We start from the raw sequence: 15,167 nt of genomic DNA on the forward strand, positions 1-15,167 counted from the left end.
GGATTTCCCGGCAGAAGATGGTGAAGGCTTCAGCCAGTTTGTGAGGGGGAAAAAGCCGGGCGCCCGGCGAGGGATCGCCGCGCGGCCCGGAGGGTGCGTGTGAAGGAAAAGTGCAGGGGGTCTTCGTCGAATTCCGCGGCGACGGTGCCGATCAGGGACCGGATCGCGTAATGCGTGCAGAGGTAGCCGTAGATTTCCTGCAGCACCCCGTCGGGTGTTTTCGAGCGCAGGACGACGTCGGGGCCGCGCTGGTGGGTTTTCAGTTCGCCGAAACTGGACTCGATTTCCCAGCGGCGGGCATAGAGCCCGGCCAGGTCCTCCGCGGGGGCGGCGGCCGGGTCCAGGATGGTGGTGATCAGCAGGAATTTGCTGACCTCCTCCCCGGTGGTGACCTCGTATTCGATCACCCGGACCGGGATCCCGTTGGTGTCCTTGGCCCGGTCCTTGCTGCTCGGATAAACGGCCGAGCGGTAGGACCCGTCCTCGAACTCCTCAACAACGGGCAGGACGCTGTTGGCTTTCATCCGCCACAACAGCGCCGCCCCCGTGGCGGCACCGTCCTTCCACGCCGGGTAGGAGAAGAACCCGCGGTCGGACATCAACAACATGTCCTTGGCCACGTCCGCGAGCAAGGCCGGATACATGTCGTGCTCGGACGTGTTGTAGCCGGAGACCACCGCGGAGAAAACAGCATGCGTGCCGCACTCCACCAGGCCCAGCACACGTGCCTGCGGGAACGCGCTCTTGAAGTCCGTCTTCGTCCCCGGCCGCCCGTAGGCTTTCTCGTTCGCGGGAGTATCGGCCAGATCCAGGGTGGTCCCATCCACGGACACCAGCCGCCATTCCCTGTAGAACCCGGAACCGCCCGGGGCCGCGATCGGCTTCGCGACCTCGGCGAACAACGCCACCATCACCGATGACCCCAACCGGGTCCTCGCCTTGTAAATCGCCGCTTTCGTCGGCATCGTCCACTCACGGAACCGGCCCGTCAGCCACTCCATCCCGGCCAGCAACGACCGCATGACCTCCTCATACGAACCGGACGAAAACAACGCCAACGCCATCACGTAATAGACCATCAACCGCGACGGCAACAACCGATTCCGCTGCTCCAACGCCCCCGAACGCCCGATCACCGCGTCGACCACCTCTGCAGGGAAAGCCCGAGTCAACACCCCAAGAGAAACGTGGTCACTCAACCGCTCCGGACCCTCCGGGGTCACCCATCCACTACGCGCCATGCCGAAAGATTAACACACCTGTGCTAAGTAAACGGCATTGCGGCTAACCCGATGCAATTTCTGGGCGCGTACAACGCAGGTAACCAGTACCTGTTGAGTAACCGCCAATATGACCCTGCGGTGGGACGCTTTCTCTCTCCCGATCCAGCAGCTGCACCTGGCACCGGATATGGGTATGGAAATGCCAACCCCATGGGCTACGTCGATCCTCTGGGGCTGGACGGAGAAGATTGGCGCTCCGTTACCAACGGCATTTCCACCGGCATCGCCATCGCGGCAGGTGCCATAGCCCTCGGCTGCACTGTGGCGGTCATCTGTCTTCCCGCCGTGCCGATTGCGGGCGGTATTTCTCTAGTGGCCGGCGCCGTCAGCCTGGCAACCGACGACACGACTGTCGGTTGTTTTTCGGGTAAAGGCTCCTGCGCCGCCGCCGTCCTCGGAGCGGCGCTGCTCCCTTTGGGAGGGATCGGAAAGATTGGCAAAGGCGTTTACGTAGTAAACGCAAGTAAAGGTCGTTACGTCGGGCAGTCGGGAAATATCACGGCGCGACTGCAGCAACACGTCAGGAGTGGCAAGTTTACCCCGCAAGAGGCCGCAACTGCCCAAAGAATCCCTGTCTCCGGAGGCAAAACGCAGCGTGAGATTATGGAGCAACAAGAAATTGACGCCCGAGGCGGAGTGGGCAACCTGCTAAACCTAAACAACCCAGTCGGGCCGAAACGTTTTGGACTGATGCCAAACCAACCCTATGGACGGTGATTTCGTGCACGAGAGAGACTACGAGCTTCATGACGTTGAAGCGGGGACGGATCTAGTCGTCAAAGGACGCTGGAGTGAGTCGGCGGCCACGATTCTTCAGGACGGCCATGCCGATGGCTTGGTGCTCAATTACGCTAAAGGATTTAATGAACCGGACCTGCGATTCCTTGAGTCATGGCCGATCAAAAGGCTGATCATTCTCGACAGATCGATCCGCGACCTTTCGCCGATCTACCGCCTCTCGGCAACTCTACGAGAACTGAGCATTCAAACGTCGCCTGCTGCAATCTTGGATCTAGAGCACTTGCCCGATCTGACGAGAGTCGGTGCCAATTGGAGCCAAATCCGGGATACCATCCGCACCCTGGCGAATCTCAGTCATCTGTTTCTGCTCAACTTTGATTCTGCGGACCTGACGGTTTTCCGATCGAACAGGGCTCTCAAGAACATCCAGATGAAAGACCGCCCAAAAATTGAATCCTTGAAGGGATTCAGTGAGCTTCAGATGCTGGTAGACCTCGGCATCTTCCTCGCTCCAAAACTGAAAGACCTGGATGATCTGAAGTCCGGCAACGATAGGTTGCACACACTGCAGCTCGAAGGCTGCCGCGGTATAACAAACCTCGAACCAATATCGCATCTGACAGGATTGAAATTCCTCAACGTCAGCGACTGCGGAGACCTGGCATCCATTAGGCCGATCGCAGCCCTCAAGCGACTCGAGGAGTTATACCTCTACGGGACGACGAAAATCTTGGACAACAACCTAGACCCCTTACTGCAACTCCCGCATCTTCGTGAAGTGCGGATGCAATCGCGACGCACGTATAGGCCAGCTTTGGCTGAAGTCATCGCCTCGTTGGGTCAGTCCTAAACCATATGGGGATTGTAAATGGCCGTACCCGGTTATGCTCACCGTAGCCCGGATCCCTGCTGGCCCAATCAGCCATCGACCGGCTCACCCAAGGCGCCCACACCCTCGTCATCGAGGGCCCCTCCTGGCGCCAACGCGCCCGAAAACCGGCGCGCCACCCCCGGGGAAACAAGGAGACCCACAATGCTAAATAGCACTTACACGTGGTCCCATACTCGTGGCAACGCGGTGGTCCCATCCCGCTGGCAAGCGACATTTCGTGGCTTTGCTGGATTTTGATGAGGATGGGATGAATTTCGCGGCAGACGTAGCGTTTGAGTAGCCGCATGGCCTCGCGTTTGCTTTTCCCTCGTGCCAGGGATTTGGCCATGTAGTCCTTGGTGGCTTGATGGCCCTTCAGACGGCTGACAATGATGCGGTGGAGGGGCGGCGTTGCCTTGCCGGTTTCCTCCCCTGTTCAGCCGGTGCCTGTTCGTTTTCCCGGAGGAAGCGGGGGATCGGAGCCGCGCCGCAAAGGTGGGCGAGGGCTGATTCGCTGGTGATCCGGTCGACGTTCTCCCCAGTCACGGTCAGCAGTGCCGCGGCAACGTCGGGGCCGACCCCGTGGACGGCCAAAAGCTCCGGGGCGTAGTCCTTGACCAGGGCGTCGTAGTCCTTCACCAGGGCGGTGGCTTCGGCCTGCAACGTCAGATGCCTGGTCCCGAGTGCCTTCAGGGCCGTCTTGATGTGTCGGGTCACCAGGTCATCAGCCTTGAGCGCGCGCAGGCGCGTGCAGGCCCGGGAAAGCGGCTTGCCCGTCAGGCCGTCGAGCTTCTCACGCAACGTTTCCGGGGCGGAGACCAGCAGCCCCTTGAGTTGGTTCATCGTTTCCGTGCTCTGCTTGATGACTAACCGCTTGGTTGTGTGCAGGACCCGGATCGCCTCGACGTGGCCCTCCCGGGTCTTCGGGACCGTCGTGGCGCGCTGGGCGAGCATGGCCCGGGCCGCGGAATACGCATCAATCTTGTCCGTCTTGCCCCGCAAGCGCCGCTCCTGCTTATCCGGGGCAATGACGTCAACGACCTCGATGCCGGCAATCCAGTGACGGGGACCGGGCTGGCCGACGCATCGAGACAAAGACAGCCAAAGCGTCAGACAGGCTCTGAGTCAGACCAACCCGACCCCCACATCAATCATTACTGACAGGCTCAACCACCGGGCGCTCTCAGCCACCGGGTGACAGGACGTTGAGGCCTGCATCGACCGCCGCCGATAGGAGTTCCTTGTCATAGACCACCAGAACGTCGGACTGCAGCCGGATGGCTGTAGCCAGATGGATGGCAGCGGCGCTGCTGAGCCTGCCGGGCAGGGCTGCCGCATACATAAGGTCCGAACGGGCAAGATCGACCAGGTTGATGGCTCCCAGGACCGTATTGACGGGCCCGCCGGGAAACCCGCGGCGATGGGCCGCGCAATGAAGCTCCGTATAGAGCAGCATCGACGCCACCAACTTGTGGCCTTCGGCGGCGGCTGCTGAGAGGTATTGGGCGGCCGCGGATGATTCCGTCTCTTCGACCACCAGTTTGAGGACAGCCGATGTGTCCAGATAGATGATCAACGGTCCCCGCGGAGGTCGGCCAGGATCTCAGCCGTGCCGGCTTCGGACGTGGCGCGCGGAACTGCCAGGAAATCAACAGGACCCTTGGCGGCAGGGTGGACCTGTCCCGCCAGAAGCAGGCGCTCAAAAGGTGATGCCGACGGCGGGATCAACGTCGCGGCTACTTCGCCGTTGTTGGTGACGTCGATGGTTTCGCCGTTCTTCACGCGCTCCAGGATCTTGCTGCTCTGGTTGCGCAGTTCGCGGTGTGGAATGGTTGTCATGGTTACCTCCGTAGCAATCGTAGCAACTGCGGGGGGTTTCGGCAGGCTCAACCACCGTGGGTTTCGGCAGGCTCAACCACCGCCTGCGCCCAGTGCCGCCGGAGCATCTCCGCCAGCCGCTCAGGCTCGATCCGGTGTGGCGGGTCGAAATGGTGGCGTTTGGGGAACATCTCCAGGTGGAAGTCCGGGAAGAACACCCGTGACAGCCGGCTGGCAATCTCGCCGTAGTCATCGGGGTTGCTCAGGCCGCCGAGGGCAAAAAAGACAGGCTGGCGGAACGCGGCCAAACGCGCCCGCTCCAGGTCGTAGTTTTTGAAGGTCCGCAGGAACGCCCTGATACCCGCGGGCCGTTTGGCCATCCAGGGCGGCGGCGGATCCGGCGGCGGCGGAAGGACGACGTCGGGCTTAACTCCCAGCTTCATGAAGGCGGGCATGAACTGCTCCGGCGGGAGTGTTTCCAGCTGCTCATACTTCTTCCAGAGCTCCGCATGGGCAGGGCTCCAGTCCCAGTTCCCGGCCCAGGCTGGCTCCAGCAGCGCCAGGCTCAGCAGCCTGTCAGCGTGCTTGGCAGCGAACGCCAGCGCCGCAGCGCCGCCACCTGAGTAGCCCGCCAAGTGGAAGGTCTCCCATCCCCGGTCGGCGGCTTCGCGCAGCACGCCGTCGATCTCCGTGTCCAGGCTCCAGTCCGGCGGCGGCTGATCGTCCGCGTAGAGCTCGAGATCCTTGGTGATTGCCTGGACATCCGGCCCGAGGGCTGCGATGAGTTCGCCGAAGGCGGCCTGGGCGGGGAGTACGGCGCCCGGTAGAAGAATCGCCCGAATTGGTCCCATGGGAGAACGCTACGCCTGGGTTTCGGCAGGCTCAACCACCGGGGCCTGGTGGCCGGTGGTAAAGAGTGTTCCGAATCTCCTGTAGTGTTGATCCTGTTGTTGTGTTTATGCAGTTGGTAATTCAGGCAGTACGCGCGGTCGAAAGTCCGCGTCTTTCTGAAGTAGCGGTTTTGAACACCCCACACCGGAGGACCCGAAAGTCGGGACTTTTCCTCCACCTTCACGAAGGACAAAAATAATGGCTACTGGTACCGTCAAATGGTTTAACGCTGAAAAGGGCTTCGGCTTCATTTCCCCCGATGACTCCTCACAGGACGTTTTCGCTCACTACTCCGCGATCGCCTCTTCCGGCTTCCGCTCACTCGAAGAGAACCAGAAGGTTTCCTTCGAAACCGAGCAGGGCCCCAAGGGTCCCCAGGCCGTCAACATCCAGGCACTCTAATTCCTTAGAGATTCTGGGGCCTTAGGGTTTCATTTTCAAAGCAGGGCCGGTCACTTGACCGGCCCTGTTTTTGTTAACCCAGGTGTGCTGATCGCATCGTTCCCTCACAGAGAGGCCGCGCGCTTACGTGCCAATATCAAAACGCCCACTCAGTCCGCTGATCCGAAAGTACCTCAATGCCAGCCGCTCCGCCCAGGCAGAGGCCAGAGGCCTTGGCGAGCTTAAACCGGTGGAGCCCGCCGCCCGCCGGGACGGGGCGCCCATGCTGGGCGATGACCAGGTCTACGTGATGAAATACGGGACGGACTACCACACGGCGTGGTGCCAGGTGGTGGCCGACTTCTGGGGCCAAGCCCCCAGGAGACTGCTCGTGACCCTATTGGCCGCCGTCGGGGAGCGGACGCGGTGCACGGAATGCGACCGGCACGCGAAGGCAGCCAGGGCGTCGGCTGCGCAGGCACAGCACGTCCATACTCAGCCACCCACCCCGGAACCCGCACCGCATGACGCCGTGATCCCGCTGAAAGTTATGGGGCTGGCCCATGGAGTCCTCTTTCTGGCGGCGGAGCACGAGTATCGGGAACGCCTTCAGGAAACAGCCGTGGAGCGGGCAACCCCGCTGTGGGTGGACGGGCGGCGTGACGGCATGGTTGTCCGGCTGGACTTCTCCCACGACGAACCACTCGTGGTGGTCCAGATGGACCCCCGCGCTACGTTCCGGAATGGTCCGTACCAGGTGCGCCTGCGTCATCCGCTGCGGCGGGCGGCCACCAAACCCTACGCGGTTGAGTGTGTTGAGTCCGTTGAGCCTGCACTATGACGGATCCCCGGCCGCACTCTGGCAGGATGGCACGCATGCAACTTTCCGGAACCGTCCCCGCCATCGATCTGCGGATCAGCATCACGGACACCGAACCGTTGATCTGGCGAAGGCTGCAGGTCCCCGTGACGCTGACGGTTCCCGAGTTCCACCTCGCTGTCCAGGCCGCCTTCGGCTGGGAAAACAGCCACCTCTACGCCATCCGCTGCGTGGACCGCGCCGGAAAGCCGCGGGAGATTGTGGGTCCCCACGACCTCACGGAAGACCTCGACGCAGAGCCGGCCTCCGGCGTCGTACTTTCCGAACTGCTGGATGCCCAAAAGCCGGGAACCGCACTGGAATACGAGTACGACTTTGGCGATAGCTGGACGCATCACGTGGAGGTGCTTGGTTCAGCGGACCTTCCGGCCGGGGAGCTGCTGTGCGTTGATGGCGCCAACCGCGGACCCGTGGAGGACTCCGGCGGGCCGCACGGCTACCAGCGACTGCTGCAAATCGTCGCGGACCCGGAGCATCCGGAACACTCGGAGGCGAGGTACTGGATCTTCGGTGTGACGGGCGAGTACGGCAGCCACTTCGAACCCGCCAAGTTCGACCGACCGGCCGCCAACCGCAAACTCCGGCTGCTCAGCCTCCAGTGGTGGCCGCAGCCCCTCACCGACGAGGAGCGCGACGCCGTGCTGCTGCCGGTCCGCTGGCTGATGGAAAACGGCGCACCGGACGGCCTGGAACTCACCAAGGACGGCTACCTGAAGCCCGCCATGGTCAAGCGCGCCATGGACGAGCTCGGCTGGAGCGATCCCATCATGGGCAAGGGCAACCGCGAGACGCATGCACGGCCGGTCCTCGAGCTCCGGCTGCACCTCATCGACTGGAAGCTCCTGCGGAGGTTCAAAGGCAGGCTGGTGCTCACGCCGCGCGGAAAACGCTGCCTGGAACGGCCCGCGGAGCTGTGGGACTACCTCGTGGACGCCGTCGGCCGTCAGGAGCACGACGCCGTCCGGCTGGTCACCCGCGTCCACACGGACTGGCACCTCAGTGGCACCGCGCCCACGTGGAAACCGCGAGATGGAGGCGATCCGCGGCGCCATGCTGGCCGCCGGGTTTGTCACCCGGTCCGGCCATCCCATCCCGGACGACTGGGTCAGCGACATCAACCAGGTGGTGCGGCGGAACCTCAAATGCCTGCACCTGACGGCGCCCAAAGTGGAGCATCGCGGCCGGGCACTGCTGACCGACGGCGGCGTGAAGTTCCTGCTGGCAGTCCGGGCTGTTGGGCGGTCGGGTTAGTCCCCACCCGCTCCCTGGCCTCGCAAGCTCGGCTAGGGAACCCGGCGGGCGTGGGCCCAGGCTTAACTCGGGTCACTCGTCAGGGTTCGGATTGCGTACGTCCTTTTCGCCGATATCCGCAGCACCCAGAGCGGCCGCGGCATGGCTGTGCGTGGTTTCGTGATGGGTGCTGAGCTCCGGGTGGTGGAGGTCCAGGGCAGGACGTTCCGAACGGATCCGGGGCAAGGACATGAAGTTGTGCCGCGGCGGCGGGCAGGACGTGGCCCATTCGAGCGATGCGCCAAAGCCCCACGGGTCATCCACCTCAACGCGCTCCCTGCTGCGCCACGTGATGTAGACGTTCCAGAAGAACGGAATCGTCGACGCGCCGAGAAGGTACGACGAGATGGTGGAGAACTGGTTCATCCAGGCGAAGTTGTCCTCCACCAGGTAGTCCGCGTAGCGGCGGGGCATGCCCTTGACCCCCAGCCAGTGCTGGATCAGGAAGGTCCCATGGAAGCCCAGGAACAGCATCCAGAAGTGGATCTTTCCGAGGCGCTCGTTGAGCATCCTGCCGGTGAATTTTGGCCACCAGAAATAGAAGCCTGCGAACATCGCGAACACCACGGTGCCGAACACCACGTAGTGGAAGTGCGCCACCACAAAGTAAGAATCAGACACGTGGAAGTCCAGCGGCGGCGAAGCCAGGATGATCCCGGTCAGGCCGCCGAAGAGGAACGTGATCAGGAAGCCGAGGCTCCACAGCATCGGAGTCTCGAACGTCAGGGACCCCCGCCACATGGTGCCGATCCAGTTGAAGAACTTCACGCCGGTAGGTACTGCGATCAGCATGGTCATGAACGCGAAGAACGGCAGCAGCACCGAACCGGTCACGTACATGTGGTGCGCCCACACGGTCATGGACAGGGCGGCGATGGCGATGGTGGCGTAGACAAGGCCCTTGTAGCCGAAGATCGGTTTGCGGCTGAAGACCGGGAAGATCTCGGACACGATGCCGAAGAACGGCAGCGCGATGATGTAGACCTCGGGGTGGCCAAAGAACCAGAACAGGTGCTGCCACAGAACGGCGCCGCCGTTCTCCGGATCATAGATGTGGGCACCGAACTTGCGGTCGATCCCCAGGGCAAACAGTGCGGCAGCCAGCGGCGGGAATGCCATGATCACCAGGATGGACGTCACCAGGGCGTTCCAGGTGAAGATCGGCATCCGCCACATGGTCAGGCCCGGGGCGCGCATGCAGATGATGGTGGTGATGAAGTTGACCGCGCCCAGGATGGTGCCGAAGCCGGACAGCGCCAGGCCGAAGACCCACAAATCACCGCCGATGCCCGGGCTGAACGTTGTGTTGTTCAACGGGGCGTAGGCGAACCAGCCGAACGATGCCGCGCCCTGCGGGCTGATGAAGCCCGAGACGGCGATGGTGGAGCCGAAGAGGAAGAACCAGAAAGCCAGCGCGTTCAGCCGTGGGAAGGCGACGTCGGGGGCGCCGATCTGCAGGGGCATGATGACGTTCGTGAAGCCGGCGAACAGCGGCGTGGCGAACATCAGCAGCATCATGGTGCCGTGCATCGTGAACAGCTGGTTGTACTGCTCCTTGGTCTGCAGGACCTGCATGCCGGGTTCGAAGAGCTCGGCCCGGATCAGCAGGGCCATAACGCCTGCCAGCAGGAAGAACACAAACGAGGCGATCAGGTACATGTACCCGATGACCTTGTGGTCGGTGGAGGTCATCCAGCTGACCACCATGGCGCCTTTGCGCCGCGGTACTACCGCAGGAGCAGCGGTTGAGGCAGTCCCTATTCGTGAATGTCCGGTGATGGCCATCTTTCACCTCACAGATACTTCTGTACGGCATGTATGGGCCCTTTGCATGAGCCCCTAATTGCAGGCTACTCACTAACGCGGCGTCCCGGAAGAGTCAGTGCAGGCCCATCGCGTTCCGGACCTCGTTCAGGATGTGGTGGACGGCGGTCTCCGCCCCCACCGCGTCGCCGCGGGCCACTGCCGCCGCAACATCCTCATGGGCCTGCAACGCTTCGTTCCGCGGTTTGAAGGGCATCAGCCCCTGCTGGGTCCGGCTGGTGAGGACCTCGGCCACCATGCCCTCCAGTGCAGAGAACATCTCGTTGCCGCAGCTGTGGAGCAGCAGGCGATGGAACTCGATGTCCACGGCCAGGAACGCCTGAAGTTCCCCGGCCTCGCCCAGGCGCCGCAGTTCTGCCGCCAATGACACCAGCTTGGCGCGTTCGGCAGCACTTGCCCTGCGGGCGGCACCGGCAGCTGCAATGGGCTCGACGGCGATGCGCAGCTCCGTGAGGCTGCTGTACTGCTCGGCGCGGTTGCCTGATGCGAGCCGCCACCTCACCAGCTTGGGATCGTAAAAGTTCCAGAGCCCGCGCTCCTGCACAACGATGCCCACGCGGCGCCGAGAGTACACGACGTTCATGGATTCGAGCACTTTCATGGTGTCCCGGGCCACGGTGCGGGAAATCCCGTACTCCTGCTGGAGGCCCTCCAGCGTGAGCCGGCTGCCCGGTGGGAGGCTCCCGGATGCGATGGCGATGCCAACCGCCTCCAGAACGCGTTCATGCATCGCGGGGGAGGCCCCGCCGTCGTGCGCGTCATACGCGTGGTCCGTTGTCGCCGTCGACATGTTCCCTGCCTCTCTCTGCGCCGCAGCGCACTCACAGGATACCGAAGATTAAGGCAAAGGTATGACTTGTGACACTCAAAGATAGTATTTATGGTGCCAAATGGTGATACCTTATCTCGGGCGCACTTCACAGCTGTGCGCGGCGAGATTCTTCCTTTAGCCAAAGACGTCTTCACCGGAGGTACCAACATGCAGAATCCAGCCACACACCTGGTGGTGATGGGCGTTGCCGGGTCCGGCAAGTCCACCATTGCGGCAGCGCTTTCCCAGCAGCTTGGCTGGGCCTGTGCCGAAGCGGACGAGTTCCACCCCCAGTCCAACATCGACAAAATGACCCAGGGCATTCCCCTCCAGGACGAGGACCGCTGGCCCTGGCTGCAGGAAATCCAGGACTGGATGACCGCCCATGCCGCAGCGGGCAAGAGCACCGTGCTCACCTGTTCCGCGTTGAAGCAGGGCTACCGCCAGCTGCTCTCCGAAGCGCAGGGCCGGGTCCTGTTCATCCACCTCGACGGCGGCGCCGACCTGATCGGCCGGCGCATGCAGGGCCGCGAAGGCCACTTCATGCCGCCCACGCTCCTGCCCAGCCAGCTGGCCACCCTGGAACCGCTGACCGGCAACGAACTTGCCGCCGGCAGCCTCCGCCTGGACATCTCCAACTCCCCGGCGGAGATCGTCGCCGCCGTGCTGGCTGGCCTCACGCTTCCCGCGGCTCTGGCGCCGACCGCCCGCCTGGAGCCCAGCGCCAGCTGAGCTGGCCCGCTTTCCCCAACACCTCATTAGTTCTGTTTCAAAGGAGAACCATGGTCATCGAAGGATGGACCCAAACGCTGGGCGCAGGCCCCCTGCTGCTCATCGCCGCGGCATCGATCGCCGTACTGCTGTTCCTGATCATCAAGCTGCGGATGCACGCCCTCGTGGCCCTGATCGTGATCAGCCTCGCGACCGCATTCGCCACCGGGATCCCCGCCAATAAGGTGGTGCCGGTGCTGATCGACGGCTTCGGGACCACCCTGGGCACCGTGGCGCTCCTCGTGGGCCTGGGCGCCATGCTGGGCCGCATCGTTGAGACCAGCGGCGGCGCCAAGGTGCTGGCCGACTACCTGATCGGCGTCTTCGGCGAAAAGCGTGCCCCTTTCGCCCTGGGCCTGGCCTCCCTGATCTTCGGCTTCCCCATCTTCTTCGACGCCGGCCTGGTGGTCATGCTGCCCGTCGTCTTCGCCGTGGCCCACCGCCTGGGCGGGGGAGTGCTGCGTTACGGCCTCCCCGCCGCCGGTGCGTTCTCCGTGATGCACATCTTCCTGCCGCCGCACCCGGGCCCGGTCTCCGCCGCCGCCTTCTTTGATGCCAACATCGGGCTGGTCCTGATCGCCGGCCTCCTCACCGCCATCCCCACGTGGTATGTCACTGCCTACCTGTTCGGCCTGTGGACCGGCAAGAAGCTGGTCCTCCCGGTGCCGGAAATCCTGGGCCACGCCAGCGCCGAAGCCGAATCCCACCCGCCGCGCTTCCGCACCATCATCGGCCTGCTGCTCCTGCCGTTGGTCCTGATCTTCATCAACACCGGCCTGAACACCCTTGCCTCGTCCGGAGCGCTCTCCGAGGCAGTCCGGAACGAGCAGTGGTTCCAGGTCCTGCGCACCATCGGTGAAACCCCGGTGGCCCTGCTGATTGCCGTCCTGGTGGCCGTGTTTGTCCTGGGCGCCCGCCGCGGCAAGGACGCTGGCGCCATAGAGAAGCTGCTCGAATCCTCGCTGGGCCCGGTCTGTTCGGTCATCCTGATCACCGGCGCCGGCGGCATGTTCGGCGGCGTGCTCCGTGCTTCCGGCATCGGTGCCGCACTGGCCGACGTCCTGGGCAACCTGGGCATCCCGCTGATCCTGGCCGGCTTCCTGATCTCCGCCATCCTGCGCATCGCCCAGGGTTCGGCCACCGTGGCCCTGACCACCACCGCCGGCCTGATCGCCCCGGCCGTGGCCACCGCCGGACTGACCGGCATGCAGATCGCCGCGCTGGTTATCGCTGTGGCGGCCGGCTCCGTGGTGGTCTCCCACGTCAACGACTCCGGCTTCTGGCTGGTGGGCCGCTTCTTCGGCATGGACGTCAAGACCACCCTGCGGACCTGGACCGTCATGGAAACCCTCATTGGCGTGATGGGCTTCGCCATCGCTGCGGCCATCTTCCTGCTCGCCGGCGTGGCGGGTTAGCGCTCTGACTCCAGCCACGGCTGACTGAAGTACGACGGCGGGGCGTCCAGGAAAATTCTGGCCGCCCCGCCGTCGTCGTACTGCGGGTGCTGATTTTTCGGTCGTTAGCGGCGTTCGAGCACCCCGCAGACTGCCGGATCGGTGGCTTCCGCGGGCAGGCTGGCGTTCAGTTCGCTGGCGCCTTCGGGATCACTGAAGTTGTAGGTGCCGTTGCCGTCGTAGTCCAGGCCATGGATCACCAGGACGCCCTCACCGTCGCGGATCGCATCGGCAATCTGCTTGGCGGTACCCCTACCTCCGTTGCCCGGGTAGCCTATCCCGGTGACGTCCGTGAACTCGATGTTGCTGCGGCTGTAGTCATAACTGCCATCCGCGGAGACCGGGAACCGGCCCACGTCCAGGAAGCTTGCGGGGGAGGTGTCGCCGGTGGTGTTCAGCGACACCACCAGTGGTCCGTACGCCGGAATGCCTTCCACGGTGTTGACGCGTCCATCATCATTGCTGTCAAGGGCAATCGTGGGGCATTCGTTGAGTGCCTGCTCGCCGTAGTGGATGTGCTGGGCGTGCGGCGCGTCGGGCGTGAGGCCGTGCGCGTGCACATCAATGTGCTCGATCTTCTGGTTCTTGACGACGGCGGTGGCGGTACCGGACGCGCCTGATCCGTTCAGCTCCGTCAGGGTCGCGTGAAGGGTGACGGATTTGTCAGCCGCTTTCTGGCTCTCGGCAATCACAGGTCCGACCCCCACGGTCCCGGCTGCCAGCAACGCCACGGCGGAAACCCCTATGGCCAACTTTGGAATTCGTTTCACTGTCCACTCCTCGGTCAATGGCCAGGAAGGGTAGTCTCTCCGACCACCTGATATTCGAAGCACAGCAGTGTTTGGATGGGTGGACTCTCGTCTTTTGTTTTGACATGATCCCGAACTGGGGGCCGCTGATGCAGCTGTTGGACGGCTACTTGCGCGGTTTGGCTGCCTTGGGCGCCTTCGGCGGGAGCCCCGCGACGTACTCGAAGGCCTTCTCCACCCAGGCGCTTGCGCGCGCGTCATCGCCCTCGCCTTCGGCGTTCCACACCTCCGGCAGCCCGGTGTAGCCGCCCATGGGCCGCTCCGCCGGGCCGAACGGGACGGTCCGCTCGGTGCTTTCAAGCACCTGCCGGTCGGCGTCGGAGAGCTTCACCCCGATGGTGGAGCCGAACAGTCCGGCGAACATGTTGCCGTTGACAAAGGCGCCCAGGTTGCCGAACATCGGCTTGACCACCACCTCGGGGTGGTCCGGCACTACTGAGCGGAAGCGCTCCTTGGCTTCGTCGGACGCTTTGGCCATCTCCATGTCGCTATCTCCCAGGGTTGCGGTGTGATTCCTTGTGCAGCTTATGCCCGCTCGGGTGCCGGGGACAGGACCGGTGACCGCGTGGCCCTGTGGATAACTTCTTCGCTTATCTTGGGGCTCGGGTAGTCTGGCTGGAGCGAGCTTCTCCATTGTCTAGAGAAATGTCTGGGGACATCTATGACCACGCTGCCGGTTAATTCCGCGCGCTTTCGTCTTACCGTAGTGGCTGCTTTGGCGGCGTGCACGCTCGCGTTGGCGGGGTGCCAGGGCGGCGGTCCACCACCTGGCACTACGGAGACTACGACGGCGGCGGCGACGCCCAGCGCAACCCCGATGCCTGCTCCTACGCTGACCGCCGTCTACAAGCCGGCGGACGCGCAGGGGAAGGCGCAGAACGTTCCCGTTCCCGTGAAGCCGCCGCTTGCTGATGAGAACTCAAAGGCCGGGCTTGAGGCCTTTGTGGGGTACTGGTTTGCCCTGCTGAACTACGGCTACGAGACGGGTGACTCTTCGGCGTGGGAGCAATTGACTAAACCAGGCTGTGCGTTCTGTGACAACGTGAAGACTGCGATTGCAACTGGCTACAAGACCAACCGCTGGCAGGTGGGTGGCCGAATCTCGACGCCATCTATTGAAGCAAAAATGGTCGAAGGCTCTTCGACGCAGCAGGTTGTGGTGCAGGTGAATCAGGAATCAATCGAGTTCTACAAAGCCGATGGCAGCATTGGGCGGGAGCCGGAGCCCGGTTCAAACACTGCCTCAGTTGTCATAGCCTCTTATATGGGTGGTGCTTGGTCTGTTTCGGACATGCACTTGCTTCAGTAGGTGAAAATGACGGCGTGGACAAGGGTCGCACTCC

General features: G+C 63.2%; 17 protein-coding genes. 8 read left to right on the forward strand and 9 right to left on the reverse strand.

The genetic code is table 11. From position 1 onward, the window contains the following. Window positions 1-29 precede the first annotated feature (29 nt). The gene (locus AC3IT0_RS05775; RefSeq protein ID WP_489322809.1) at window positions 30-1,241 is read right to left on the reverse strand and encodes an IS4 family transposase; all 1,212 of its coding nucleotides are present in this window, start codon (window positions 1,239-1,241) and stop codon (window positions 30-32) included. A 51-nt stretch (window positions 1,242-1,292) separates the two neighbouring features. Here AC3IT0_RS05775 and AC3IT0_RS05780 point away from each other — a divergent pair, with 51 nt between their 5' ends. Together AC3IT0_RS05780 and AC3IT0_RS05785 are read left to right on the forward strand one after the other, a co-directional pair. Next, window positions 1,293-2,000 carry an RHS repeat-associated core domain-containing protein gene (locus AC3IT0_RS05780; RefSeq protein WP_489322810.1) on the forward strand — a complete coding sequence of 236 codons (708 nt, stop codon included), beginning with the start codon at window positions 1,293-1,295 and terminating at the stop codon, window positions 1,998-2,000. After that, window positions 1,990-2,874, forward strand: a complete 885-nt coding sequence (locus AC3IT0_RS05785; RefSeq protein WP_489322811.1) for a leucine-rich repeat domain-containing protein — start codon at window positions 1,990-1,992, stop codon at window positions 2,872-2,874. Before AC3IT0_RS05780 ends, AC3IT0_RS05785 begins: the two co-directional genes overlap by 11 nt. A gap of 396 nt (window positions 2,875-3,270) precedes the next feature. Here the strand turns inward: AC3IT0_RS05785 and AC3IT0_RS05790 are convergent, their stop codons facing one another. The 4 genes from AC3IT0_RS05790 to AC3IT0_RS05805 all read right to left on the reverse strand — a co-directional run bounded on the left by AC3IT0_RS05790 (window position 3,271) and on the right by AC3IT0_RS05805 (window position 5,564). Beyond that, entirely contained in the window at window positions 3,271-3,990 is a 720-nt protein-coding gene (locus tag AC3IT0_RS05790; RefSeq protein ID WP_489322812.1) for an IS110 family transposase, read from the reverse strand. Window positions 3,991-4,078: 88 nt separating this feature from the next. Next, window positions 4,079-4,471 carry a type II toxin-antitoxin system VapC family toxin gene (locus AC3IT0_RS05795; RefSeq protein ID WP_489322813.1) on the reverse strand — a complete coding sequence of 131 codons (393 nt, stop codon included), beginning with the start codon at window positions 4,469-4,471 and terminating at the stop codon, window positions 4,079-4,081. Beyond that, entirely contained in the window at window positions 4,468-4,734 is a 267-nt protein-coding gene (locus AC3IT0_RS05800) for a type II toxin-antitoxin system Phd/YefM family antitoxin (RefSeq protein WP_489322814.1), read from the reverse strand. Before AC3IT0_RS05800 ends, AC3IT0_RS05795 begins: the two co-directional genes overlap by 4 nt. 47 nt (window positions 4,735-4,781) lie before the next feature. Next, window positions 4,782-5,564 carry an alpha/beta fold hydrolase gene (locus AC3IT0_RS05805; protein ID WP_489322815.1) on the reverse strand — a complete coding sequence of 261 codons (783 nt, stop codon included), beginning with the start codon at window positions 5,562-5,564 and terminating at the stop codon, window positions 4,782-4,784. 238 nt (window positions 5,565-5,802) lie between these two features. Here AC3IT0_RS05805 and AC3IT0_RS05810 point away from each other — a divergent pair, with 238 nt between their 5' ends. The 3 genes from AC3IT0_RS05810 (at window position 5,803) to AC3IT0_RS05820 (ending at window position 8,289) form a co-directional block, all read left to right on the forward strand. Further along, a complete protein-coding gene (locus tag AC3IT0_RS05810) occupies window positions 5,803-6,006 on the forward strand; it encodes a cold-shock protein (RefSeq protein WP_024365339.1) in 204 nt (67 codons plus the stop codon). A gap of 127 nt (window positions 6,007-6,133) precedes the next feature. After that, window positions 6,134-6,826: a hypothetical protein gene (locus tag AC3IT0_RS05815; protein ID WP_489322816.1), complete on the forward strand. Its 693-nt coding sequence runs from the start codon at window positions 6,134-6,136 to the stop codon at window positions 6,824-6,826. Between the two features lie 35 nt (window positions 6,827-6,861). After that, window positions 6,862-8,289, forward strand: a complete 1,428-nt coding sequence (locus AC3IT0_RS05820) for a plasmid pRiA4b ORF-3 family protein (RefSeq protein WP_489322818.1) — start codon at window positions 6,862-6,864, stop codon at window positions 8,287-8,289. Here the strand turns inward: AC3IT0_RS05820 and ctaD are convergent. Further along, entirely contained in the window at window positions 8,189-9,940 is a 1,752-nt protein-coding gene (gene ctaD, locus AC3IT0_RS05825; RefSeq protein WP_489322819.1) for an aa3-type cytochrome oxidase subunit I, read from the reverse strand. The genes AC3IT0_RS05820 and ctaD overlap by 101 nt on opposite strands. Before the next feature lie 94 nt (window positions 9,941-10,034). After that, the gene (locus tag AC3IT0_RS05830; RefSeq protein ID WP_489322820.1) at window positions 10,035-10,769 is read right to left on the reverse strand and encodes a FadR/GntR family transcriptional regulator; all 735 of its coding nucleotides are present in this window, start codon (window positions 10,767-10,769) and stop codon (window positions 10,035-10,037) included. 189 nt (window positions 10,770-10,958) lie between these two features. Here AC3IT0_RS05830 and AC3IT0_RS05835 point away from each other — a divergent pair, with 189 nt between their 5' ends. Further along, window positions 10,959-11,522 carry a gluconokinase gene (locus AC3IT0_RS05835; protein ID WP_489322821.1) on the forward strand — a complete coding sequence of 188 codons (564 nt, stop codon included), beginning with the start codon at window positions 10,959-10,961 and terminating at the stop codon, window positions 11,520-11,522. Between the two features lie 50 nt (window positions 11,523-11,572). Then, a complete protein-coding gene (locus AC3IT0_RS05840; protein ID WP_489322822.1) occupies window positions 11,573-12,976 on the forward strand; it encodes a GntP family permease in 1,404 nt (467 codons plus the stop codon). Window positions 12,977-13,080: 104 nt separating this feature from the next. Here AC3IT0_RS05840 and AC3IT0_RS05845 read toward each other — a convergent pair whose 3' ends face one another. Further along, on the reverse strand, window positions 13,081-13,785 hold the full coding sequence (locus AC3IT0_RS05845) for a hypothetical protein (protein WP_489322823.1): 705 nt from the start codon (window positions 13,783-13,785) through the stop codon (window positions 13,081-13,083). 145 nt (window positions 13,786-13,930) lie between these two features. Continuing rightward, window positions 13,931-14,308, reverse strand: coding sequence for a TfoX/Sxy family protein (locus AC3IT0_RS05850; RefSeq protein WP_489322824.1), 378 nt, complete (start codon window positions 14,306-14,308; stop codon window positions 13,931-13,933). 177 nt (window positions 14,309-14,485) lie between these two features. Here AC3IT0_RS05850 and AC3IT0_RS05855 point away from each other — a divergent pair, with 177 nt between their 5' ends. Continuing rightward, window positions 14,486-15,133, forward strand: coding sequence for a DUF6318 family protein (locus AC3IT0_RS05855; RefSeq protein ID WP_489322825.1), 648 nt, complete (start codon window positions 14,486-14,488; stop codon window positions 15,131-15,133). Window positions 15,134-15,167: the final 34 nt, after the last annotated feature.

It is taken from the genome of Pseudarthrobacter sp. KH_020_B (assembly GCF_057840185.1).